General features: G+C 59.1%; 20 protein-coding genes and 1 pseudogene. 9 read left to right on the top strand and 12 right to left on the bottom strand.

All coding sequences use genetic code 11. The features are described 5' to 3' along the window. Positions 1-14 precede the first annotated feature (14 nt). Positions 15-665, top strand: coding sequence for an MOSC domain-containing protein (locus CAURI_RS12940; protein WP_010187953.1), 651 nt, complete (start codon positions 15-17; stop codon positions 663-665). On the opposite strand, the gene CAURI_RS12945 is transcribed toward CAURI_RS12940, so the two are convergent. Then, complete coding sequence (locus tag CAURI_RS12945; protein ID WP_010187954.1) at positions 640-2,199, bottom strand: ATP-binding protein; 1,560 nt, start codon at positions 2,197-2,199, stop codon at positions 640-642. The two genes, CAURI_RS12940 and CAURI_RS12945, sit on opposite strands and share 26 nt — an antisense overlap. Before the next feature lie 354 nt (positions 2,200-2,553). Between CAURI_RS12945 and CAURI_RS12950 the strand changes: the two genes are divergently transcribed. The 5 genes and pseudogenes from CAURI_RS12950 (at position 2,554) to arfB (ending at position 5,667) form a co-directional block, all read left to right on the top strand. Further along, on the top strand, positions 2,554-2,901 hold the full coding sequence (locus CAURI_RS12950) for a Fic/DOC family N-terminal domain-containing protein (protein ID WP_012715380.1): 348 nt from the start codon (positions 2,554-2,556) through the stop codon (positions 2,899-2,901). A 50-nt stretch (positions 2,902-2,951) separates the two neighbouring features. Continuing rightward, on the top strand, positions 2,952-3,533 hold the full coding sequence (locus CAURI_RS12955; protein ID WP_012715381.1) for a hypothetical protein: 582 nt from the start codon (positions 2,952-2,954) through the stop codon (positions 3,531-3,533). Between the two features lie 634 nt (positions 3,534-4,167). Further along, positions 4,168-4,551: pseudogene (locus CAURI_RS14155) on the top strand (Fic family protein); the annotation flags it as partial. A gap of 131 nt (positions 4,552-4,682) precedes the next feature. Beyond that, entirely contained in the window at positions 4,683-5,192 is a 510-nt protein-coding gene (locus CAURI_RS12965; RefSeq protein WP_227485926.1) for a putative glycolipid-binding domain-containing protein, read from the top strand. A gap of 31 nt (positions 5,193-5,223) precedes the next feature. Further along, positions 5,224-5,667, top strand: coding sequence for an alternative ribosome rescue aminoacyl-tRNA hydrolase ArfB (arfB, locus tag CAURI_RS12970; protein WP_010187974.1), 444 nt, complete (start codon positions 5,224-5,226; stop codon positions 5,665-5,667). Between the two features lie 54 nt (positions 5,668-5,721). On the opposite strand, the gene CAURI_RS12975 is transcribed toward arfB, so the two are convergent. After that, on the bottom strand, positions 5,722-6,030 hold the full coding sequence (locus CAURI_RS12975; RefSeq protein WP_029158886.1) for a HigA family addiction module antitoxin: 309 nt from the start codon (positions 6,028-6,030) through the stop codon (positions 5,722-5,724). A 490-nt stretch (positions 6,031-6,520) separates the two neighbouring features. Between CAURI_RS12975 and cmtR the strand changes: the two genes are divergently transcribed. Then, on the top strand, positions 6,521-6,880 hold the full coding sequence (cmtR, locus tag CAURI_RS12980; protein ID WP_005530797.1) for a Cd(II)/Pb(II)-sensing metalloregulatory transcriptional regulator CmtR: 360 nt from the start codon (positions 6,521-6,523) through the stop codon (positions 6,878-6,880). After that, positions 6,877-8,769, top strand: coding sequence for a heavy metal translocating P-type ATPase (locus CAURI_RS12985; RefSeq protein WP_010187976.1), 1,893 nt, complete (start codon positions 6,877-6,879; stop codon positions 8,767-8,769). The genes cmtR and CAURI_RS12985 overlap by 4 nt, the downstream gene beginning before the upstream one ends. Positions 8,770-8,923: 154 nt before the next feature. Here the strand turns inward: CAURI_RS12985 and CAURI_RS12990 are convergent, their stop codons facing one another. The 3 genes from CAURI_RS12990 to CAURI_RS13000 are packed head-to-tail and all read right to left on the bottom strand — an operon-like array spanning position 8,924 to position 11,406. Continuing rightward, positions 8,924-9,706 (bottom strand): zeta toxin family protein, encoded by a 783-nt coding sequence (locus CAURI_RS12990; RefSeq protein ID WP_236660858.1) that lies wholly within the window; start codon positions 9,704-9,706, stop codon positions 8,924-8,926. Beyond that, positions 9,703-9,966: a hypothetical protein gene (locus tag CAURI_RS12995; protein WP_010187979.1), complete on the bottom strand. Its 264-nt coding sequence runs from the start codon at positions 9,964-9,966 to the stop codon at positions 9,703-9,705. Before CAURI_RS12995 ends, CAURI_RS12990 begins: the two co-directional genes overlap by 4 nt. 30 nt (positions 9,967-9,996) lie before the next feature. Then, positions 9,997-11,406 carry an aldehyde dehydrogenase family protein gene (locus CAURI_RS13000; RefSeq protein WP_010187980.1) on the bottom strand — a complete coding sequence of 470 codons (1,410 nt, stop codon included), beginning with the start codon at positions 11,404-11,406 and terminating at the stop codon, positions 9,997-9,999. Between the two features lie 151 nt (positions 11,407-11,557). Between CAURI_RS13000 and CAURI_RS13005 the strand changes: the two genes are divergently transcribed. Further along, the gene (locus CAURI_RS13005) at positions 11,558-12,478 is read left to right on the top strand and encodes an AraC-like ligand-binding domain-containing protein (protein ID WP_010187981.1); all 921 of its coding nucleotides are present in this window, start codon (positions 11,558-11,560) and stop codon (positions 12,476-12,478) included. On the opposite strand, the gene CAURI_RS13010 is transcribed toward CAURI_RS13005, so the two are convergent. The 7 genes from CAURI_RS13010 to hpaE form a co-directional block, all read right to left on the bottom strand. Beyond that, positions 12,475-13,806 (bottom strand): NAD(P)/FAD-dependent oxidoreductase, encoded by a 1,332-nt coding sequence (locus CAURI_RS13010; protein WP_010187982.1) that lies wholly within the window; start codon positions 13,804-13,806, stop codon positions 12,475-12,477. The two genes, CAURI_RS13005 and CAURI_RS13010, sit on opposite strands and share 4 nt — an antisense overlap. Before the next feature lie 18 nt (positions 13,807-13,824). Then, positions 13,825-15,336 (bottom strand): APC family permease, encoded by a 1,512-nt coding sequence (locus tag CAURI_RS13015; RefSeq protein WP_010187983.1) that lies wholly within the window; start codon positions 15,334-15,336, stop codon positions 13,825-13,827. A gap of 240 nt (positions 15,337-15,576) precedes the next feature. Further along, on the bottom strand, positions 15,577-17,064 hold the full coding sequence (locus CAURI_RS13020; RefSeq protein ID WP_010187984.1) for an NAD-dependent succinate-semialdehyde dehydrogenase: 1,488 nt from the start codon (positions 17,062-17,064) through the stop codon (positions 15,577-15,579). A gap of 9 nt (positions 17,065-17,073) precedes the next feature. After that, positions 17,074-17,859 carry an HpcH/HpaI aldolase family protein gene (locus tag CAURI_RS13025; protein WP_010187985.1) on the bottom strand — a complete coding sequence of 262 codons (786 nt, stop codon included), beginning with the start codon at positions 17,857-17,859 and terminating at the stop codon, positions 17,074-17,076. Then, entirely contained in the window at positions 17,844-18,629 is a 786-nt protein-coding gene (gene hpaH / locus CAURI_RS13030; protein WP_010187987.1) for a 2-oxo-hept-4-ene-1,7-dioate hydratase, read from the bottom strand. The genes CAURI_RS13025 and hpaH overlap by 16 nt, the downstream gene beginning before the upstream one ends. Before the next feature lie 160 nt (positions 18,630-18,789). Further along, complete coding sequence (hpaD, locus tag CAURI_RS13035; protein ID WP_010187989.1) at positions 18,790-19,866, bottom strand: 3,4-dihydroxyphenylacetate 2,3-dioxygenase; 1,077 nt, start codon at positions 19,864-19,866, stop codon at positions 18,790-18,792. A 47-nt stretch (positions 19,867-19,913) separates the two neighbouring features. Then, positions 19,914-21,428 (bottom strand): 5-carboxymethyl-2-hydroxymuconate semialdehyde dehydrogenase, encoded by a 1,515-nt coding sequence (hpaE, locus tag CAURI_RS13040; RefSeq protein ID WP_010187991.1) that lies wholly within the window; start codon positions 21,426-21,428, stop codon positions 19,914-19,916. Position 21,429 lies beyond the last annotated feature (1 nt).

Consider the following 21,429-nt stretch of genomic DNA (forward strand, 5'->3'; position numbering starts at 1 on the left):
CACAATAGGTGAGCATGAAGGTTATCTCCACGAACGTCGCTGTCCGCCGCCCCGAGCCGCATGGGCGGCACGAGTACACGGGCATCGATAAGCAGCCGCGCCCCTTCCTGGATCTGGAGATCCCCGGGCCCAATTATGGTGACGGCTCCGGCGTGGTGGGGGATTCCATCGGTGACCACGCCCACCACGGCGGTGCTGAGAAGGCTGTGTATGCGGTGGCCCGTGAGGAGCTCGATTACTGGGAGGGCACGCTCAACCGCGTGCTGCGTGATGGCTACTTTGGGGAGAACCTCACCACCGAAGGGATTTCCTGGCCGAATATGCTGATCAACCAGCGGATTCAGGTGGGGGAGTGCGTGCTCGAAGTGTCTATCCCGCGCACGCCCTGCGCCACCTTCTCCGGTTGGATGGACGAGCCCGGTTGGCTCAAGTCCTTCACGGAGCGCGGCGATTGCGGTTCCTACCTGCGCATCATCGAGCCTGGCCGCATCACTCCTGGCAATGAGATCACGCTTATCGGGCGCCCCGACCATGACATCACCATGGGCATGGCCTTTGCCGCCAAGATGGGGGACAAGGAGCTAGCCCGGCGCGTCGTCGACGCCGGCTGCCTCGCCCCAGTCCACCACGATCAGCTGGTTAAGCGTCTGCAGCCCCGCGGTTAGCTAGCCATTCATAGGTTGTCGCTTGTGAACCGCGCGTGCCATCCATACGCACGAATCGTGCCTTCACCAGTGACTTCAGCGCATATCGGACCTGCGCTCGAGTAAGGTTTGTGGCTGTTTCTATTTCGCCGATAGACAGCGGTTGTGCCGCCGTACGCAGCGCCTCCGCTACGCGCGGGGCGTTAACACCCAGGCGTTCCAAGGTCACTGGTGCATCCACTCGTCGTTCCGGGCCGGTGCCTGATTCCTCCTTGCGTAGTGGCTCCCAGATACGGGCCTCTCCACGAGTGTCCGGCCGCCACATTTTCACCGTAAATTGCACGCCAGAATCTATCAGGTCAGGCTCCGGTAGTCCTTGCTCTCGCGCGGCATCCAGCATGAGCTGCACGCCGCCGCCTTCGCCCTCAATAACAAAAGAGCCATCGTCTGCTTTGAGATATCGGCACAGTCTATAGAGCCGCTGGTTAATCTCCTGGCGCGCCAGATCTCTCGACTTGAGCTGTTCAACCGTCAGATCTCGTAGGCCTCCTGGACTGGAGATAACCATCTTGTCCGGTAATAGGCGGACATCAATCGATTTACCCGCACCCAACGTATTTGGCCCAAGATCACGGTGCACCAATGCATTAGCCACGGCCTCTCGAATGGCCGGAAGGGGAAGTTCAGGAACTTCCACCATTGATCCGTCCTCTCGATATCGCCGTACGGCGGCTAAACGTTGCCTTACCCATCCCATTACCGAGTTCAACAGCACCGGAACGGGCCCCTCAAAGGTCTCCAACCCCAACACTCGCCCGTGCTTCGAACCATTTGGTAGCCTTTGCGCCACCGTTACTGCTAAGGAGGGAAAATGCCCTTGGGGATAGAAACCCAGCGCATACAGGCCAGCAAGCGTCAGCTCTCCAGTCGCGGTCGTCACCGCTAGCGCCCGTAAGACGTCCTCATCTTGAGTAAGTCCCGATAGTCGCCGATTCTTTTTCCGCGCCTGAACCAAGAAATCTTGCACCACGTCGCTATCTAGGTCTGCAAGGCTCGTGCCTTCCACAATCGTCGTGTCATAGGACACTGCCTCTTCGGCATGCAGCTTTGCCACGTCCATCATGCGCAGCTCCGAGGCACTCATACGGTAGTCCCCATCAGCCATTCGAAGATACGCTTCTCCCCTGTAGATAGCAGGCTTATCAATAATCGGAAGACCCGTAACCTCCGCAATCACGACATGCGTGCCATCTATTGCCACACTGTCGGTATGCACTGTGGCTGGAGGGGTGATGGCATGACGCGCCTGCGAGGCCAGAGCAGCCTCCATCTCCGAAGGATTCTCAATGCCAGTGACAACGAATCCTTCCTTCTCATTGACACCGAGAATGATAAGGCCGCCACTCGGCATGTTTGCGAACGCGCACAATGTCTGCGGTAGAGAGTCCGGAATGCCCCCTTGAGCGGTTTTGACCTCGACTGTTGTTGAATCACCGCCGCGCAACTCAAGCTCAGCCAATAGCTCTCTCAGCTGATTCTCGGACCAATTGTTCACGATGAATACCCGCCCTCAATGTTAACAATGACGGCTCAATGCTAACTTCATTCCTCTTCAATGACAAGAGTTCTCATTGATCTTCCCATTGAGGTGTCATTGACATTCTCATTGAGGCCAAATTATGGCCCTGAAACCCCGTATGTTTAAGCTTTATCTAGCGCATAAACCGCAATGAGTGGTTGGATAAGAGTTATCCAACCACTCATTTGCTGTCTGACGAATGGATAGCCTCTACAAGCCTCACTACGTTACCGAGAGCTGGATCCCCGAATCAGGCTCCGGCATTCCCCGGCGCGATAAGGCCGGAGGCCCTTTTTAGGTCTATGTCCCTGACCATCTTGTAAGTAAGGCATGGAGTTTTCCCCAGAGCTCACCAGCCGGGCAGCACGTATCGAGCGAGAGATCTTGGATCTCAACCGTCATGCTGCTTCTGGCCAGTTGGAATCTGTGGCCCGCTTACTCATGCGTTCTGAGGCGATTTCTTCCTCACGCATTGAAGGTATTGCGCCCAACGTCGACAAGGTTGTCCTCGCGGAACTCGCCCAAAAGGAGGAAGTCCGCGGCTTTAAGGAAAGCGCGGAAGAGGTTGCCCGTAATCTCACCGTTCTGCGTTCCATCGAGAAGAGCTTTGCCACCGTGTCAGATGCGAGTTTTTGGTACCGGTGTTCTGGGGACTCGGTACTGCCGTGTTCCGGGTAGTTGGTACCGGGCCGAGGGGTGGGTCGGCCCGGACGGGCTACAATTTCAGGGTGGAATCACAGCTAGTCGCCTACATCGATGAGTCCTCCGCCCTTAAACCCCCAGACCGGCAGGAGTACATGGTGTGTGCAGCCATCATCGACACTCAAGACTTGGAAAAAATACGCGAGGAGCTACGTCCACTACGACTTCCTGGCCAGGTCAAACTTCACCGGACCGACGAACGTAATAGCCGACGCCGAAAAATCGTGGACACCCTTTCTGAGATCGACTCCATGCAAGCGATCATCACCCACCAGAGTGAAGTGAGCAAGAAGACGGAGAGGCACCGCAGGAAATGCTTGGAGCAGATGTACTTCGAGCTCTCCGAGATGCACGTCCACAACGTCACTTTGGAAAGCCGGCAAGAAGCACAAAACAGGCGAGACGTCGCCCACATAGTTGCCCTGCAGGGCCAAGGACAAAGTGCTGGCATCCGACTGCGACACGTACGCGGTGGCGATGATCCCCTGCTCTGGATTCCAGATGCCGTTCTGGGAGCACTGAACACCGTCCATCTAGGGGAAGAGCAGTACTGGGAGAAGCTGCACGAGAAAGTGGTCCTCAACCGTCCCACCCCGGATTCCCTCTAGAGGCAGGCGAAGACCCTGAGTCCAGTCGTCCGGCTGGGGTCCCAGGGTCTTCTTCCGATCCTGTCGTAACAGGTGGCAATAACACTAGGGTAGCACCATTTGGCACCGATAGGCCCCGTCCGTTTCCTTAGCTGGATCGGCGGCCTCATCCTGGTTTCCTGACCAAATCCACATCGACCAAGCCGAACGCAGCGGGCTAAATATCACTCTGCTCAATACCCCTAGACGTTGACGCCGACATGCCCCGCCGAGATACAGCAGGTCATAGGACAAAGACCTCTTACTCCGACCATCACTGAATCGATCATCAAACCACCCCGGCGAGAGCTGACGGAAAATCTCTGAAGTCAAACCCTCATCAGAGATGACTTTCTTTGCACGAGATACTTCCCGTCGTGAACACCCCAATGCGTGTGTGATCTGCGCCTAGCTAGCACCATCAAGGCACATCGCAATGATCTGCTTGAAGTTGGCCACAAGGACCAGCTCCTTCCAAGTAGAAGTTGACGCAACACCAGCGGATTGTGGTGTCGCCAACATCAACTATGAAAGAAAACCCCTTACAGTACCGGATACACGGAACACCGGTACCAACTACGCGGACTCGCGGTACCAACTACCCCAAATCGACACCACCGAACCGACAATATCCGTCGGCCTTCTTGAAAAGCTCCAAAGAGAGTTGATGGGGGAGAAGGGCTCTATCCCCACTGGTCTTCGCACTATTCAGAACTGGATCGGTGGAAGTAACCACACACCCATTGGGGCCGAGTTCATCCCAGCGCCCCCACGTCTAGTCCATGACCTCGTAGACGACTTATGTCTTTACCTCGATGGCGCTTCGCACGGTGCTCTCATCCAGGCCGCGATTGCTCACGCTCAATTCGAAACGATTCACCCATTTGCAGATGGCAACGGCCGTGTGGGCCGTGCTCTCATTCATGGGATTCTTCTGCGTCGCGGACTTACTGAATACACCATTCTGCCGGTATGCCTCGTCCTCGGTACGTGGTCCAAATCGAAAGCTACCTGCCTTTTCGCACCATCAAGCGTGGGAAAATCCTCACCATAAAGCGCACGTATAAGTGGGAGCATGTCGAGATTCCCCTCATCCGGAACTAGGCCGCAGTTCATTTTTTAAGAGCCGGTTTGACCGCTTCCGGAGTGCAATACGGCGATGGATACGAGGCCACGTGGGAGCTGCGCGCCGCGGAGAACTGGGTGACTGAACGTGTGTCGGTGAACGTTGAAGGCGACGGATGGGGGCGAAGCCTCGAGCTGTTTAGGTCCGAGCAAGGCGTGTGGTCGGCGGAAACCAATGAAGAGGGCGCCCAGCTTGAAGATCTGCCCTCCCCCGGTATCGTCCAGTCAGCCGACCTGAAAGCCGCACTCGATTGCGCTCTCGGTCTGTGCCCTCTCACCAACACAATGCCTATTCGTCGCTTGACGCTGCTTGAGACTCAGGTGCCGAAAACGCAGCTGATCATGGCTTGGATTGATATACCGTCCCTCCAGGTGATCGCATCAGACCAGTACTACAGCTCCGTCGATTCTGAAACTGTCCGATATGAAAGCGGAACACGGGGAGTCGACGTCGAGTTGGAGGTCGACGGTGGCGGCGTGGTCGTACACTACCCTGATCTCGCACGGCGGGTCTGATCCGGAAGCAACTCTAACTAAGCTGGGCGGTATGAACGACCTGACCATCGCACCTGGCCCAGGGATCCCCGGGGGTCTGGTCATCGTCGCCGCCGACCTGACGGAGCGGTTCGCGAAGTCGTCGGGACCAGGTGGCCAAGGCGTCAATACTACGGACAGCAAAGTGCAGCTTTCCGTCGATATCGCTACGTGCTCATCGCTTTCCGACGCCCAGCGTCGCCGCGTCCTCCACAACCACGAGCACCGCCTAGACGGCACCGTCCTTACCGTTACCGCATCGACCCAGCGATTGCAGGTACGCAACCGCGCCGAGGCACGCGAACGCATGGCCGCCCTCTTGCGCGAGGCGCTCGCTCCGCCTCCTCCCCCGCGGCGCAGGACCAAGCCGACGCGGAGCTCGGTGCGACGCCGTCTCGAAGCGAAAAAGCGGCGCTCGGAACTCAAGTCCACGCGACGGCGGCCCCAAATTCCCTAGTTCGAACCATCCGCATGCATATCCTCACGCTGACGGACCTGGTTCGGGTAACCGCTACGCTGAGACAGCTTGGACCGGTTGAATCCGCTCGATTTCCGAGAGGATCTTGTCTTCCGCCACGTCCAAGTCATATTGAGCCTGTAACCCGAGCCAGAACTGGGGGCTCATCTCGAAAAACTTCGCTAGACGAAGGGCCGTGTCAGCGGTTACAGCGCGCTTACCGTGAACAATTTCGTTGATCCGGCGGGGCGGAACGCCGATGGAGACGGCGAGCTTGTGCTGGGTGATCCCCATTCCTTTGAGGAAGTCCTCCATGAGGATCTCACCGGGGTGAACCGGAGGGAGCTTGTCAGTGGTAGTCAACGATCTCAACCTCCTCTGGCCCCGCCGATCACCTTTCAACGCCTCGAGCCGGTTTCCCGGGGGAATCCGCTCTCGATTCCACAGACGCTCAGTGTCCTTGTCAGCGAACGACTGGATCATGCTTCACCTGATCCCCCATAACGCGAAGCGTCAATAACGCTACGCGTTAAATTTGAACTCCACGGTATGTAGTTGCAAAGTTACTTTCTCGTTAGCCTGCAACAATCAGAAAACTGTCATTACGTCAGCACACAGAGAACATATGGGCGCATGGAAACACGTAAAGGTTGTGCGGGATGGCGTGGACGTCAACGTGAAGATTCTGGAGAACCTCGCCGCGCACGTCGCTCCCGCGTTGGGTGGCAGCCGAACCACAAAGGATCAGTCATCTGCTATCCCATCGACTAATTCCTGCAGATCGCAGGACCTTCGCGCAACCGTCAGTTCAGTGCATTTTGAATAGTTCAGCGCACGTTGTATTGTTCAGTACATGCTGACTATTGCTTCACGCCTCGACGTCATGAACCGGCTCGGCCGGGCCATGGCTGATCCGACGCGTTCCCGAATCCTGATGACCCTACTCGACGGTCCGGGCTACCCGGCCGAGATTTCGCAAAGCTTGGATCTGACGCGCTCGAACGTCTCGAACCACCTGTCCTGCCTACGCGATTGCGGCATCGTCGTCGCTGAGCCGGAGGGCCGTAAGACCCGCTACGAAATTGCCGATCCGCACCTCGCGGCGGCGCTCGAAGCGCTGGTCAACGCGACGCTGGCCGTCGACGAGAATGCCCCCTGCATCGACACTGAGTGCTCGGTGCCCGGCTGCGGCGAGAAAGGAACGGACGCATGAGTTCAGCATGTGGATGCGAACACGAACCCGCCACGGAGATCGAAGAGCTCGATCGGCCATGGTGGAAAGACCCCGAGCTACTGCTACCGATCTTCTCCGGTGTAGCCCTCATTACAGGACTGGCGCTGGACTGGTCCGACTTGGAGACGCCCGCAACGGTACTGTATTGGCTTGGCCTGCTGCTGGGCGCTTATACGTTCGCACCTGGAGCGATCCGGAACCTTGTCACGAAGCGCAAGCTCGGCATTGGCTTGCTTATGACGATCAGCGCGGTCGGCGCGGTGATCCTTGGTTTCGTCGGAGAGGCCGCGGCGCTGGCGTTCCTGTACTCGATCGCCGAGGCGCTTGAAGACAAGGCGATGGACCGGGCCCAAGGCGGACTGCGGGCACTGTTGAAACTGGTACCGCAAACCGCGACCGTGCTGCGCGACGGTACGACGGCCGAGGTCGCTGCGAAGGACCTTGAGGCTGGCGAGCTGATGCTCGTGCGCCCCGGGGAGCGGATCGCCACGGACGGCATCATTCGGTCCGGACGCTCCAGCCTTGACACCTCAGCGATCACCGGAGAATCCATTCCGGAGGAGGTCGCACCCGGCGACGAGGTACCCGCGGGAGCGATCAACTCCGCCGGTGTGCTGGAGGTCGAGACGACCGCAGCTGGAACGGACAACTCGCTGACCACACTCGTCGATCTCGTCGAGAAGGCGCAGGCGGAGAAGGGTGACCGCGCCCGGATCGCCGACCGGATTGCCCGACCCCTAGTGCCCGGGGTGATGATCCTGGCGGTGCTGGTCGGTGTGATTGGCTCGCTGCTGGGCGACCCCGAGACGTGGATCACCCGTGCGCTGGTGGTCCTGGTCGCAGCGTCGCCGTGCGCGCTGGCAATCTCCGTGCCGCTGACGGTCGTGGCCGCGATCGGCGCGGCCAGCCAGTTCGGAGTAGTCATCAAGTCCGGCGCGGCGTTCGAGCGACTCGGCGGCATCCGTCACCTAGCGGTAGACAAGACCGGAACCCTTACTCGCAACCAGCCCGAGGTTACCGGAGTGGTCCCGGCAGACGGATTCGATCGGGCGCAGGTGCTTTCCTTCGCGGCGGCGGTTGAGCAGCAATCGACGCACCCCCTCGCCGCGGCGATCGTGGCAGCGGAGCCCGAAGCGCCCACCGCCTTGGATATCAGCGAGGAAGCCGGTCATGGCATCGGCGGCACCGTCGAAGGCCGACGGGTGCTGGTCGGCAGCCCCCGATGGATCGACGCCGGGCCACTGAAGGCGGACGTTGAGCGTATGGAGTCCGAAGGCCAGACCTGCGTCCTAGTCACCGTCGATGACGCTCTCGCCGGGGCGATCGGGGTGCGCGACGAGTTGCGGCCCGAGGTGCCCGATGCCGTGCAATCCCTGCACGACAACGACGTGGAAGTGAGCATGCTCACCGGCGATAACACTCGCACCGCCCGGGCGCTGGCTGAAATCGCTGGAATCGACGACGTGCGCGCCGAGCTGCGACCGGAGGACAAGGCAAGCATCGTCGCCGAACTCTCCTCCAAGACGCCGACGGCGATGATCGGCGACGGCATCAACGACGCGCCGGCACTGGCGGGCGCAACGGTGGGCATTGCGATGGGAGCAACCGGCTCTGACGCCGCGATCGAGTCCGCTGACGTCGCCTTCACTGGCCACGACCTCCGGCTGATCCCGCAGGCGCTGCAGCACGCCCGCCGAGGCAGCAGGATCATCAACCAAAACATCGTGCTGTCTCTGGCCATCATCATCGTGTTGATGCCACTGGCGATCAGCGGTGTACTGGGCCTGGCCGCCGTCGTCTTGGTACACGAAGTCGCCGAAGTCATCGTGATCTTGAACGGCCTGCGGGCTGCACGAGCGAAACGCTGAGGCTGTGACCGGCAAGTCTTATAAGGGTTGAACCACGCGCCGAGCGCACACACACGTTGGACCAGGCGAGTCATTCGAGTTCACCGCCTGGTCCTTCTCGATGCGTGCAGGCACGGGAACTGTGGGTGAACCTAATAGTTCCACGGGCACAGCCTTAAAGTTTGCGGATACGCTCTGCATCAGCCACGAGGTTGTGCGTGAGCTTTTCCGCTTCAAGGCCACTCAAGTCACAGCTGTCAAAACGGGCCAGCCAGTCGGCCCGAACAGCGGGGGAGTCGAACCAGGTTGCGCGCTCAGCCTCAATATCCTCGATACCGCTCAAGGTGCGGCCGTCGCGGGTGCGGATCTCGAGGTCGTCGACAAGCGGGGCAATCGCTTGAAGCCCTGGGACGATGGCCTTAAAGCCCGACGTATGGGAAACCTCATTGGTCCAGCGCGGGTAGCGGCTCACGCGCTGCGCCTCCAGGTAGCGCTGGACGACACCGAGCCTGGAGACCTCCTGCGCCACCGCCAAGCCCACGACCCTCACGCGGAAACCCGCGGAGCGAAACTTGGCTATCTCACCCGCGATGAATTCCGGGTTGGACAGCGTGTTCTCAATGATGAGGGAGTGGCCGTGCTGCCGGCCATCCTCGATCAGCGAGGACATCCAATAGGGGACCGGACCGTTGGTGAGCACATCCATGCGCAGGGGGTCGCGCTCCATGATCTCGTCGAGGGCGGGATGATATTTGCGTAATTCATCCGAATCTAGAACGACGTGGTCATCCGTGAGCATCTCAATCACCGAGGACTTTCCCGATGCTGGTTGTCCTGCTACATAGATGACCTCAGGCTCAGCGGATGGCTGACGAAAAAGATAAGCAATACGCCGCTCAAGGACGCGGCGTTTAAAAGTATCATCTACCGGAAAATCCGCGGCCTTCAGCACTGTCACGCCACCTTTGCCCGGGTTTCAAGTTCATCGAGCAAGCGAGCAAAGAACTCCGCTGCCGCACGGATTTCATCAAGATCGGTGTTATCAACACCGCTCACAGTGCGCTGGACAAAATCCTCTTGTGCAGTCCAATATTCAATCTCCAGCGCGCTGTCGGTCGCGAGCTGTTGGCGGAAATAGGCAGCTTTCAGCGAGGACGCAACCTCCTTCATGGCGTCGAAGGCTGCGTACTCGATCTCCGGGACTTTGGCAGTGCTCATGGCGCTAAGAATAGCAGCGCCATGGTGGTTTTAGCCGTTGATGATCTGCGGGTAGGCCAGGCCCTTGAGGCCCTCAGTGCCGAACTCCACGCCGTAGCCGGAGGACTTGATACCACCGAAAGGTACACGCGGATCCACGGCACCGTGGCTGTTAATCCACGTGGTGCCAGCCTCCAGCTGAGCTGCAACTTCCAGAGCGCGCTCGCGGTTGGAAGACCATACGGAAGAGCCCAAGCCCACATCCAGCTTATTGGCCTGCTCGATGGCCCAATCGAGGCCGGTGTACTTGATAATCGGCAGTGCAGGGCCGAACTGCTCCTCCACGACCAGCGCGTTATCCGGGTCGATGTCCGCCACCAGGGTGGTGGGGTAGAAGTAGCCCGGCGCGTCGTAGTCCGGGTCGCCGCCCAGCAGCACGCGGGCGCCAGAATCCTTGGCCGCGGTGACGAGCTTGTCCACGATGTCGAACTGCTGCTTATTCTGCAGCGGGCCGAGCACGTTTTCTTCCTCCAGGCCCACGCCCATCGGGGAGGCCTTGGCTACCTCGATGAGGGCTTCGCAGACGGCGTCGTACAGCGACTCCGGCACATACACGCGCTTCATCGCCGCGCAGGTCTGGCCGGTGTTGATGAACGCGCCCCAGAAGAGGTCGCCGGCGATCTCCTTCGGGTCGGCGTCATCCAGCACAATGCCGGCATCGTTGCCGCCGAGCTCCAGCGTGAGGCGGGTAAGGTTGGCCGCGCTAGCCTCCACGATCTTCTTGCCGGTGGCGGTGGAACCGGTGAACATGATCTTATCGACGCCCTCGTGGGTGGTCAGCGCCGCGCCAACCTCGCCGGCGCCGCTGACAACCTGGAGAACACCCTCCGGCAGCACGGAGTTCACGACCTTGAGCAGGCCCAGTACGGAGAGCGGGGTGTACTCGGAGGGCTTGACGACGACCGCGTTGCCCATACGCAGTGCCGGCGCAATCTGCCAGATGGTGATCATCATCGGCCAGTTCCACGGACCAATAGCACCGACGACGCCGAGCGGGCGGTAGTTGACGGTGGCGGTGATGTCATCATCGACAGCGGTGTAGTTGGGGTGCTCGAAGGAGGCGGTAGCATTCAGCCAGCCGGAGCACGCACCGACCTCGAAACGGGCGTTTGGCCCGTTGAGCGGCTTACCCTGCTCACGGGAGAGAAGCTCCACGAGTGCCTCCGCATTAGCGTCGATGGCGGCGGCCGCCTTGGTGAGCAGCGCGCAACGTTCTTCGTCGCTAAGCTTGGCAAAGTCCTTCTGCGCAGCGCGTGCGGTCTCAACTGCAGCGTTAAGGTCCTCAACGGTGTTCTCTGGCGCGCGGCCAACAACCTCACCGGTGGCGGGGTTGAGGATGTCGCGTCCGTTCTCGTCCGTGATGGCGTTAAGTAGATCAGCGTAGGTAGCGAACTGAGTCATGAGATCTCCTTGTGAAGAAGTCGTGGGCCCCGCGAACAAAGCCCAAAGAAACTTTTGCCCACGATGTTACCTGCACCACATCTACAGGATTGACTCTGAGTGCACACAATTTGTCCAAAAATGTGCCAGCTCTCACGATATGATTCCAGTTATGTCTGCTTCCGCCGTTGAACAATTCGATATCGCGTCATGGCGCACCGCGTCATCCGAGTCTTTTGGCCAACTCGACGTGGACGCTGAGGACCCCTCTTCCTTTCACGCAACGCTGCGCTCAACGAAGGTGGGGGATATTTCCCTCTTCGATATGTGCACCTCCCCGCACACCGTGAATCGCTCCAAGATAGCCACTGATGAGACACCATTTTGTAAGCTCAGCCTACAAATCACCGGATCCTCAACCATGAGCCAAGACGGGCGGACCTGTGAACTGCGTCCAGGGGACCTTGCTCTGTATGTGACCCAGCGGCCCTACACCCTGCACTATCCGGAGGAGCAAAACACACTCATTGTGCATTTCCCGCAGAGCTTCCTCGATATTTCACCCGCGCAGATCCAACGCCTCACGGCGAACCCTATCTCACGCTCGCACGGCCTAGGCGCGGTGGCGGTTCCCCTCTTTGAGCAGCTGGCCGAGAACTTGGACCTATTGAAGGGCCCGCACGCCACGGCCTTGGTCCGCTCCGCGCTCACCATGCTGGTGTCAGTCCTGGCTTCGGATGTGGCCGACGAACCCTCTGCGGGTACGCTCCTGTTTAACCAGGCCACCGCCTACATCGAACAGCACTTGGGCGACTCGGACCTAGGCCCCAGCACCATCGCCCAGGCACTCTTCGTATCGGTACGCCACCTCCACGCCAAGTTCTCCGAGCAAGGCCTTTCCGTAGGCAGCTACATCAGAACGAGGCGCCTCGAGCACATCCGCCGCGAGCTCGTGGACCCGCGGCACTCCGAGGAATCAATCAGCCACATCAGCGCCCGCTATGGTCTGCACGATCCCTCGCACCTCTCACGCATCTTCAAGGCGGAGTTCCACAAGCCGCCGAGTGCGTACCGAGCGGCGGCCAGCGACTAACCACGCAGCTTATTGATGACCTCGCGTGCGGTGGAGATTCCGGTTTCGATGGCTCCATCAACAACCACTCCACGCCAACCGGAAGCCCAATCGGCTCCTGCGAAGTGTAACGAGGAAGTGGAAGTGCGGAAGTGGTGCCACCCCTCCGTGAACTGGCCTCGCCGCAGTGTGGCCCAGGCCTGGCCGGAGTACTCGTCGGCTACCCAGTCATGACCGGTGACACCAACAACCTCAAGATCTGGGCGCCACTGGTCAACGACCTTTTGGGCATCCTCAATGCTTTCCAGATCAATCTTCTCGTGATCGGAGCCGAAGGCGACACAAATGGTCGTGTCGTCATCTTCGAAGTACTCCGAACGCAGCACAGACACAACGGCCGGCTGAGGCGCGTAGCCGAAAATATTGTGGTGCCCCTTGATCTTGATCCACGCCTTGAAACCAGTTGAGTTCCACTTCTGCTCGACAGTCTTCTGCGCGCCCTCGGGCAGCCCTGGCGTAAACGTAATGTTCCCCAACGCACCGACCGGAACCGTGACAATCACTGCGTCTGCCGTTTCGGAAGTACCGTCCGCATATGTAACGGTGGCTGAATCCTCTCCATGCTCAATCGCAGTCACCACAGTGTTCAAACGGATTTCTCCGGTCAGATCCTTTGCAATGTTGCCGTAGATACCCCGCATGCCATTGACGAGTTTGTATCGCAGTGTTTGCTCATCCACCAAGGAAAGACGGTGATCGCACAAGGCTGCCCACTGCTTGGCCATCAAAGAGGAGCCCTGTTCTGGGTACCCGATGTACCCGGCCGACCAATACGCATTGCAGAGGTCCTTTTCTTCCTGGGTAAAGTCACCGTCCTCCAACGCATCGAGAACTCCAGCCTGGTCTGCAGCTAGGAAAGCATCCTTTAACTCTTGGGATGCACCGAATTTTTCATCCAGCACAAGCAGCGGCTTGTGCGGCTCTGGGAAGAATTCGCGAGAATTTTCGAAGATCTTCTCCATCGGCCGCGCCAGTTTGGCATCCATTTCTGCCTCCGTGCCAGACTTCAACTCTCCGCCGGCATACCAGTAGGCGGTATCTACAACGGGCGAAGCGATAATATCCTGGCCATAACGAGTGATTTCGGACCAGACATGCGGCTGATGCCAGTGCACCCAGGTTGCGCCAATCTCCAACGGACGTCCGAGCCTGTCATCCGTCCATGCACGGCCACCGATGCGGTCGCGTGCTTCCACGATGTGATAGTCAATTCCTGCGATTTGCAACTCGCGCGCTGCCGTTAGACCTGCGAATCCTGCACCAACGACGATTACATTCTTCTTTTCCATGATTGCCTTCCTCAAGTTTTAGATTTGATCAAGATTGTCTTGAAGACCTGCGTAGATATGCGGCTTCTTATGTTTCAAGTATTCGCCCCAGACAAGGCCAAGGATTCCGGATACGATGATGATTCCCGGCATTACCCACACGAGGGCATCCGGGCCGGTGTCGCCAATCATGAGCGGGAAATTCATCAGCACCAGTACGAAGACAGCTGAGAGTCCGCAAGCTGACACAAGCGGTGCAATGATGCGAGTGAATAGGTTGTAGCCTTTTTCTTGCTTGTTGAGCCATACCATGATGGACACACTCACCACTGCGAGCAGGAAGACCAGGCCAAATGCCGCCGCGTTAGTAAGCCACGTAAAGAGAGTAAGAACTGGGAACAGCTCGCCCATTTCACTCCCATTTCCAGCCACTGCGAAGCCAGCCACGACAACGACTGCAAGTGTTGTCTGGGTAAGAGACCCAGCTATAGGCGCGCCTTTAGCAGATGATGTCGCGAACTTCTTAGGAAGAACGCGTGAGCGCCCGAGGGAGAAAAAGTATCGCGCTGCGGCGTTATGGAACGCCACGAGAGCAGCAATAAGCGAGGTTACAAACAAGCAGTTCGCTACGTTGGAAGCAAACACTGAATAGTCGCCCAACCACACGAAGACTAGGTCGGGACCAAACTCAGTTGCCTTGTCGATGACGACGGAGGGCCCCACTCCCTGAGCGAATGCCCATGCCGAAAAGGCGTAGAAAAGGGCAATAGTTCCAACAGCGATATACGTGGCCTTCGGAACCGTCCGCTCCGGATTTCGTGCTTCTTCCGAGTAGATCGCACCAGACTCAAAGCCCATGAAGGCCGCGATTCCGAAAGCGAGAAGCACGCCAATGCCGTCAGTGAAGAACTGGTCTGGACGCATCGTCTCCGCGGTGATTCCCTCGGGAGCAACGCCTAGCGACAACAAAGAAACACCGGCAACGACGAGGAATTCAAGCGCTACCAAAACTCCCAAGACCTTGGCCGAGAAGTCGACGTTGCTGACTCCCATGACTGCTACCAAAAGCCAGCCAACCAAGGCCGCCATCCACCACGAAATGCTCGTGCCGAACCAACCATTGATCAGATTGGCGAGGGAGAAACCGAAGATACCGTACAGACCAACCTGCATCATGTTATAAGAAACCAGCGCTAGAATCGCCGCTGCGATTCCTTGACGGTTGCCCAGCCCCTCAGACACATAGGCGTAGAAGGCTCCTGAGTTCTGAATCTTCGAACTCATAATTCCGTACCCGACTGCAAAGAACACGAGGATGATCCCAAGCGCTAAGTAGCTCCAAGGGACCCCCAACAATCCAGATACCGCAAAGTTGGTCGGTACTCCTCCCGCGAGCACAGTAAGGGGGGCGGAAGCCGCAATAATCATAAAGACTAGCGACGTTGTCCCTAGGCGCCCGGCGCCCAGGCCACCCTCTTGGTCGTTGGGAGCCCGGTGCCCGGGCTGTACGTTTCGAGCGGGTAGCACTGGTGACTGCGTCGATGTGTCCACTCCAACTCCTCCTTACTAACTATGTCGGCCCGATGATGCCTTGGAGCGAGCCCAACGCATCTCGGTGTGTAGTTAGTAATTGTGTCCCGTCGCACAGAAGTATTGTTGTTTGTGCGTGATCACGATTTGTCTATGAGTGCTGTCACACCACATCGGCGCAAATACTATGCACAAAAGATAATGCTGGCACCTCTCACAAAGGAGATGCCAGCATTATTATCAGCGTATTTAATGCACTATTTATGCATTCGCGTACGGGTCGCGCATAGCGATGTACTGCAGCGAAGTGTACTCGTCCAAGCCCTCAGCGCCGCCCTCGCGGCCCATGCCGGACTGCTTCACGCCACCGAATGGGGCAGCGGCGTTGGAGATGACGCCAGCATTGAAGCCCATGAGGCCGAATTCAAGGCCGTCACCGATACGCCACATGCGGTCGGAGTCCTCGGTGAACACGTAGGAGGCCAGGCCGTACTCGGTGTCATTAGCAATCTCAATCGCTTCCTTCTCATCGGAGAAGGTCAGGATCGGAGCGATCGGGCCGAAGATCTCCTCCTGTGCTACGCGGGCATCACGAGGAACGTTCGTCAGAACAGTGGGGGAGTAGAAGTAACCCTTGCCCTCACCCGGCTTGCCACCGACGATAGCCTTGGCGCCCTTGGCCACGGCATCGTCGACAAGCGCGGTGATGTTGTCCAGCGCCTTCTGCTCCACGAGCGGACCACAGGTGACGCCCTCGTCGAGGCCGTTGCCGACCTTGAGCTCACCGATGCGCTTGGCGAACTTCTCCGCGAACTCATCAGCGATGGACTCGTGAACGATGAAGCGGTTGGCAGCGGTGCAGGCCTCACCGATATTGCGCATCTTGGCGCCCATTGCGCCCTCGACGGCCTGGTCAATGTCGGCGTCCTCAAAGACGATGAACGGAGCGTTGCCGCCCAGCTCCATCGAAGTGCGCAGGACGTTGTCGGCAGCGGCCTTGAGCAGAGTCTTGCCCACCGGAGTAGAGCCGGTGAAGGACACCTTGCGCAGGCGGGAATCCGCCATGATCGGCTCAGAGATGGCAGAGGCCGACTTACCGGACACCACGTTGACCACGCCTGCCGGAACGCCGGCATCGATCATGGTCTGTGCGAAGTACTGGGTGGTCAGCGGCGTCAGCTTGGCCGGCTTCACCACCATGGTGCAACCAGCGGCGATGGCCGGGGCAATCTTACGAGTAGCCATAGCCAGCGGGAAGTTCCACGGGGTAATGAGCAAGCACGGGCCCACCGGCTTGCGGCGGGTCACCATGCGCAGGGTGCCTTCCGGCGCCGGCAGAGTGCGGCCGTAGTCACGAACGGCTTCCTCGCTGAACCAGCGAAGGTACTCAGCGCCATAAGTAACCTCACCATAGGACTCCGCCAGCGGCTTGCCCATCTCCAGGGTCATCAGCGCAGCGAACTCGTCCTTGCGCTCCTGCACCAGGTCAAAAGCACGGCGCAGCAGGTTTGAGCGCTCGCGGGTGGACGTGCGTGCCCACTCATCCTGCACGGCGCAGGCGGCGTCCAAAGCCTTCTTCGCATCCTCAGAAGTAGCGGAGGCAAGGGTGGCGATGACCTCACCGGTCGCCGGGTTTTCCACGTCGAAAGTGGAGCCATCGGAGGCTTCTACCCACTCACCATTAATCAGCAAGCCGGTCGGAACCTTGGCCAGCAGCTCGTCAATATTGACCTTGTTGTTTTCACTCATGGTTCTTTTTTACCCTCCCAAATGGAATTTGTCTGCCAGTTGGCGTGCCGCACCCGAAAGAAGTTGAACATCCGCCCCAACCAGGGCAAATGATGCACCAGAAGCCATGTATTTCTGAGCCTGTTCAAGATTGAAGGCGTTGACGCCTACCTTCTTTCCGGAAGCACGAACTGCTTCAAATGTGTGATTGACCGCCTCGAGCACATCCGGATGGGTCTGCTGGCCCAACAGCCCCATCGAGGCCGCCAGGTCCGAGGGGCCGACGAAGATGTTGTCCACGCCTTCAACAGCCACGATCTCTTCCACATTCTCCACCGCCGTCGCAGATTCGATCTGCACCGTGAGGCTCACCGTGTCTGACGCGTTGGCGAGGTAGTTCTCCACGCCGTTCCAGCGCGAGGAGCGGGCCAGCGCCGAGCCGACGCCGCGCACACCGCGGGGAGGGTAGTGCATAGCCGCTACGGCTGCTTCCGCTTCCTCGGCGGTATCAATCATGGGCACCATCAAGTTTTGTACACCCAGGTCAAGGTACTGCTTGATCAGCGCCGTGTTGTTCACGGGCACGCGAACCACGCGCGTGAGACCGTAGGCATCGGTGGCGCGAAGCAAGGAAAGAATGGTCTCCAGGCCATAGGGCGAATGCTCACCGTCGATAAGCGTCCAGCCAAAACCCGCAGAGGCAATGATCTCAGCCGCAGCCTCCGAACCGGAGCAGATCCATGCGCCAACGAGCGGTTGCTCGGCCTTTTCTAGGACGTCCGCAAAGGTTGGCGGCAACTTTACTGGAATCGGCATGTGATGGACCCCAACTTTCCGTAGTCTGCGTGGACGGTATCGCCCGGTTCGACCCACATGGGTTTGGTGAAAGAACCGGCCAGGATGATGTCGCCGGCGGCCAGGCTATCGCCGTGCGCGTGAAGCTTATTGGCAAGCCATGCCACGCCCATTGCCGGGTGGTTCAACACCGCGGCTGCCACGCCAGTATCTTCGATGGACTCGTTGCGGTAGAGGAGCGCGGACACCCAGCGCAGATCGACGTCTGCGGGGTCCACCGGGTTGCCGCCATAGACCATGGCACCGAGGGCTGCGTTATCCGAAATGGTGTCGACAATGGTGCGTCCCTCCATCTCGATGCGGGAGGAGAGAATCTCCAGAGCAGGGACGACATACTCCGTCGCGCGCAGGACATCGAAAATACTGCAATTCGGGCCCTTCAGCTCTTCCTTGAGCACGAAGGCCAGCTCGACCTCGATGCGGACATTGGAGAACTGCGCGTGCTCGATGGTGGAGCCGTTCTCATAGACCTGGTCTTCAAAGATGGCGCCGTAGTCCGGCTCGGTGATTCCCGTGGCCTCCTGCATGACCTTCGAGGTCAAGCCGATCTTGCGGCCGACGAGGCGGCGCCCATTTTCTTCACCGCGGCGTACCCACTCTCGCTGCACCGCGTAGGAATCCTCGATGCTCATCCCAGGGAAACGGGCGGTCAGCAGCGGGACCATGGTGCGATCTTTTTCGGCTTGCGCCAGTTCATCTGCGATAGCGATGTGCTGTTTCTCATCCAGCATGTACTTCGCTCCTTAAGGTGTTGTAGAACGTATTTGTTCTGTTTAACAGGTTTGTTAAACCTGAAGGTTTCACGTGAAACGACAACGCAGCCCCGCGATATGTGCGCTTGCTTCTCGACGCCACGGGGCCACGTTCATCAACTTGAGTACTTAGGTCGTTTTAGAGCTGGTGTCCCAGCTTGTACTCGCCTTGCTTCCACTCCGGCATTTCTTCTGCATCTTCCTTGCGGGTGTAGGAGAAGCCGTCCGCACCAATGGTGGCCTCCAGCTCTGACTCATCCTCACGGGCAACCAGTGGCACCGGGTTGCCATCGAGGTCGAGGACGGTAGAGCCATCGCGGTACCAGGAGGGAACAACCGGGGTTCCCCACCAGTCACGTCGCTGGTTATCGTGGACATCCCAGGTCACGACCGGGTTATCCGGATCGCCGGTGTAGTAGTCCTGGGTGTAGATCTCCACGCGGTGCCCATCCGGGTCACGCAGGTACAAGTAGTACGCATTGGAAACACCGTGGCGGCCCGGGCCGCGCTCAATGCGGTCGGACTCGCGCAGCGCACCCAATTTGTCACAAATCGCGATGATGTTGTGCTTCTCGTGGGTAGCAAATGCGATGTGGTGCATACGCGGGCCATCGCCACCGGTCATGGCGGTGTCGTGCACTGTCGGCTTGCGGCGCATCCATGCAGCGTAAACGGTTCCTTCCTCATCGCGAATGTCCTCGGTGGTACGGAAGCCGAGCTCCTCCATGTACTTCACGGCAGCAGGAACATCCGGGGTGATCTGGTTGAAGTGGTCGAGGCGAACCAGCGCACCAGGGATATGGGCGTCGTATGACCAGGCCAGACGCTCACGGTGCTCAACCTCATAGAAGAACTCGTACGGGAATCCCAGCGGGTCCTGTACACGCACGGAATCACCGATGCCCTTGACGAAGCCATCCTTGTTACGGCGCACCTCGCAGCCGCGTGCCTTGTAGAACTCCTCGGCGAGGTCCAGATCCTCCGGCGAACGAACGCGGAAGGAAAATGCAGCGACAGCAGCAACGGGTCCCTGACGCAGCACGAGGTTGTGGTGGATGAACTCCTCGTAGGTGCGCAGGTAGATTTCGTTCTCGTTCTCCTCGGTGACGACAAGACCGAGGGTGTCAACGTAGAACTTACGGGATGCAGCGAGATCGGTAACGATGATCTCCATGTAGGCACAGCGCAAAATGTCGGGGGCCTGAATGTCAGCCATGATGGCTCCTTAGTTAGTTAGTGGTGGGGGAGTAGAGAGTGGACGTCTTAGTCCTGCTTGCCAAAGACCGGGTTGTGTACCTTGTCTAGGTTGATGTGGACGGCCTGCTGGTCGGTGTAGAAGTCGATCGAGCGGTAGCCGCCCTCGTGGCCCAGGCCGGAAGCCTTGACGCCGCCGAACGGGGTGCGCAGGTCACGGACGTTGTTGGAGTTGAGCCACACCATGCCGGCCTCCACGTTCTGAGCAAAGTTGTGGGCGCGCTTCAGATCCGAGGTCCAGACATAGGCAGCAAGGCCGTACTTCGTGTTATTTGCCAGCTCGAGTGCCTCTTCGTCGGTATCGAACGGGGTGATAGCAACGACGGGGCCAAAGATCTCTTCCTGGAAGATTCGTGCGTCCGGCTTGACGTCAACGAAGACGGTCGGCTGGACAAAGTTGCCTTCCGGGAAGCCTTCCGGTCGCTCGCCGCCGGCGGCCAGGGTGGCCTCCTGCTTGCCGATCTCGATGTAGGAGGTGACCTTCTCGTAGTGCTCCGGGTGCACCAGGGCGCCGACCTCGGTGGTCGGATCGGAGGGCAGGCCCACCTTCACGCGCTTAGCCTGGGCGGCGTAGCGCTCCACGAACTCATCGTAGATATCGCGCTGAACCAGGATGCGGGAGCCGGCGGTGCAGCGCTCACCGTTGAGGGAGAAGACGCCGAAGATGCAGGCGTCGATGGCAGTTTCTAGATCGGCATCGCTGAAGACAATGGCCGGGGACTTGCCGCCCAGCTCCATCGACAGGCCCTTGAGGTGCGGGGCTGCGTTGCCAAAGATGATCTGGCCGGTGCGGGACTCGCCGGTGAAGGAAATCAGCGGAACATCCGGGTGCTTAACCAGCGGGTCACCTGCATAGCCTTCCTCGCCGAAGCCGTTGACCAGGTTGAAGACACCCTTCGGGAGGCCGGCCTCCTCAAAAATTCCTGCCCACAGCTGTGCAGAGAGGGGAGTGAACTCAGCCGGCTTGAGGACGACGGAGTTACCGGTGGCGATGGCCGGGGCCAACTTCCAGGACTCCAGCATGAACGGGGTGTTCCACGGGGTAATCAGGCCCGCCACGCCAATCGGCTTACGGTTGACGTAGTTGATCTGGCGGCCCGGTACCTTGTAGGCGTCGTCGGCCTGGGCGACAATCAGGTCAGCGAAGAAGCGGAAGTTCTCCGCAGCGCGCTTCGCCTGGCCGTTGGCCTGAGTGATGGGCAAGCCGGAGTCGAAGGATTCCCACGCGGCGAGCTTGTCCGCGCGGCTTTCGACGATATCCGCAATCTTGTTGAGCACACGGGCGCGCTCACGCGGCAGGGCCTTGGACCACGGGCCGTTCTCGAAGGCCTCCTTCGCGGCGGCAACAGCCTTGTCAATGTCTTCCGGCTTGCCAGACGCGGCCTTGATGTAGGTCTTGTTCGTTACCGGATCCAGGACCTCAAATTCATCGCCGTCAATCGACGGAACAAACTCGCCGTTGATGTAGTGAAGAATCTTCTCTGGAAGGTCGGTGGGCTTAGCAGCATCGTTGTTGATAGCCATG

Source organism: Corynebacterium aurimucosum ATCC 700975 (assembly GCF_000022905.1).
Taxonomy (GTDB): Bacteria; Actinomycetota; Actinomycetes; order Mycobacteriales; family Mycobacteriaceae; genus Corynebacterium; species Corynebacterium aurimucosum_F.

Bases quoted from the DNA above. Each gene is read 5' to 3' on its own strand.
- CAURI_RS12940 (WP_010187953.1), top strand. From the start codon at position 15: ATGAAGGTTATCTCCACGAACGTCGCTGTCCGCCGCCCCGAGCCGCAT.
- CAURI_RS12950 (WP_012715380.1), top strand. From the start codon at position 2,554: ATGGAGTTTTCCCCAGAGCTCACCAGCCGGGCAGCACGTATCGAGCGA.
- arfB (WP_010187974.1), top strand. From the start codon at position 5,224: ATGAACGACCTGACCATCGCACCTGGCCCAGGGATCCCCGGGGGTCTG.
- cmtR (WP_005530797.1), top strand. From the start codon at position 6,521: ATGCTGACTATTGCTTCACGCCTCGACGTCATGAACCGGCTCGGCCGG.
- CAURI_RS12985 (WP_010187976.1), top strand. From the start codon at position 6,877: ATGAGTTCAGCATGTGGATGCGAACACGAACCCGCCACGGAGATCGAA.
- CAURI_RS12995 (WP_010187979.1), bottom strand. From the start codon at position 9,966: ATGAGCACTGCCAAAGTCCCGGAGATCGAGTACGCAGCCTTCGACGCC.
- CAURI_RS13000 (WP_010187980.1), bottom strand. From the start codon at position 11,406: ATGACTCAGTTCGCTACCTACGCTGATCTACTTAACGCCATCACGGAC.
- CAURI_RS13005 (WP_010187981.1), top strand. From the start codon at position 11,558: ATGTCTGCTTCCGCCGTTGAACAATTCGATATCGCGTCATGGCGCACC.
- CAURI_RS13010 (WP_010187982.1), bottom strand. From the start codon at position 13,806: ATGGAAAAGAAGAATGTAATCGTCGTTGGTGCAGGATTCGCAGGTCTA.
- CAURI_RS13020 (WP_010187984.1), bottom strand. From the start codon at position 17,064: ATGAGTGAAAACAACAAGGTCAATATTGACGAGCTGCTGGCCAAGGTT.
- CAURI_RS13025 (WP_010187985.1), bottom strand. From the start codon at position 17,859: ATGCCGATTCCAGTAAAGTTGCCGCCAACCTTTGCGGACGTCCTAGAA.
- hpaH (WP_010187987.1), bottom strand. From the start codon at position 18,629: ATGCTGGATGAGAAACAGCACATCGCTATCGCAGATGAACTGGCGCAA.
- hpaD (WP_010187989.1), bottom strand. From the start codon at position 19,866: ATGGCTGACATTCAGGCCCCCGACATTTTGCGCTGTGCCTACATGGAG.
- hpaE (WP_010187991.1), bottom strand. From the start codon at position 21,428: ATGGCTATCAACAACGATGCTGCTAAGCCCACCGACCTTCCAGAGAAG.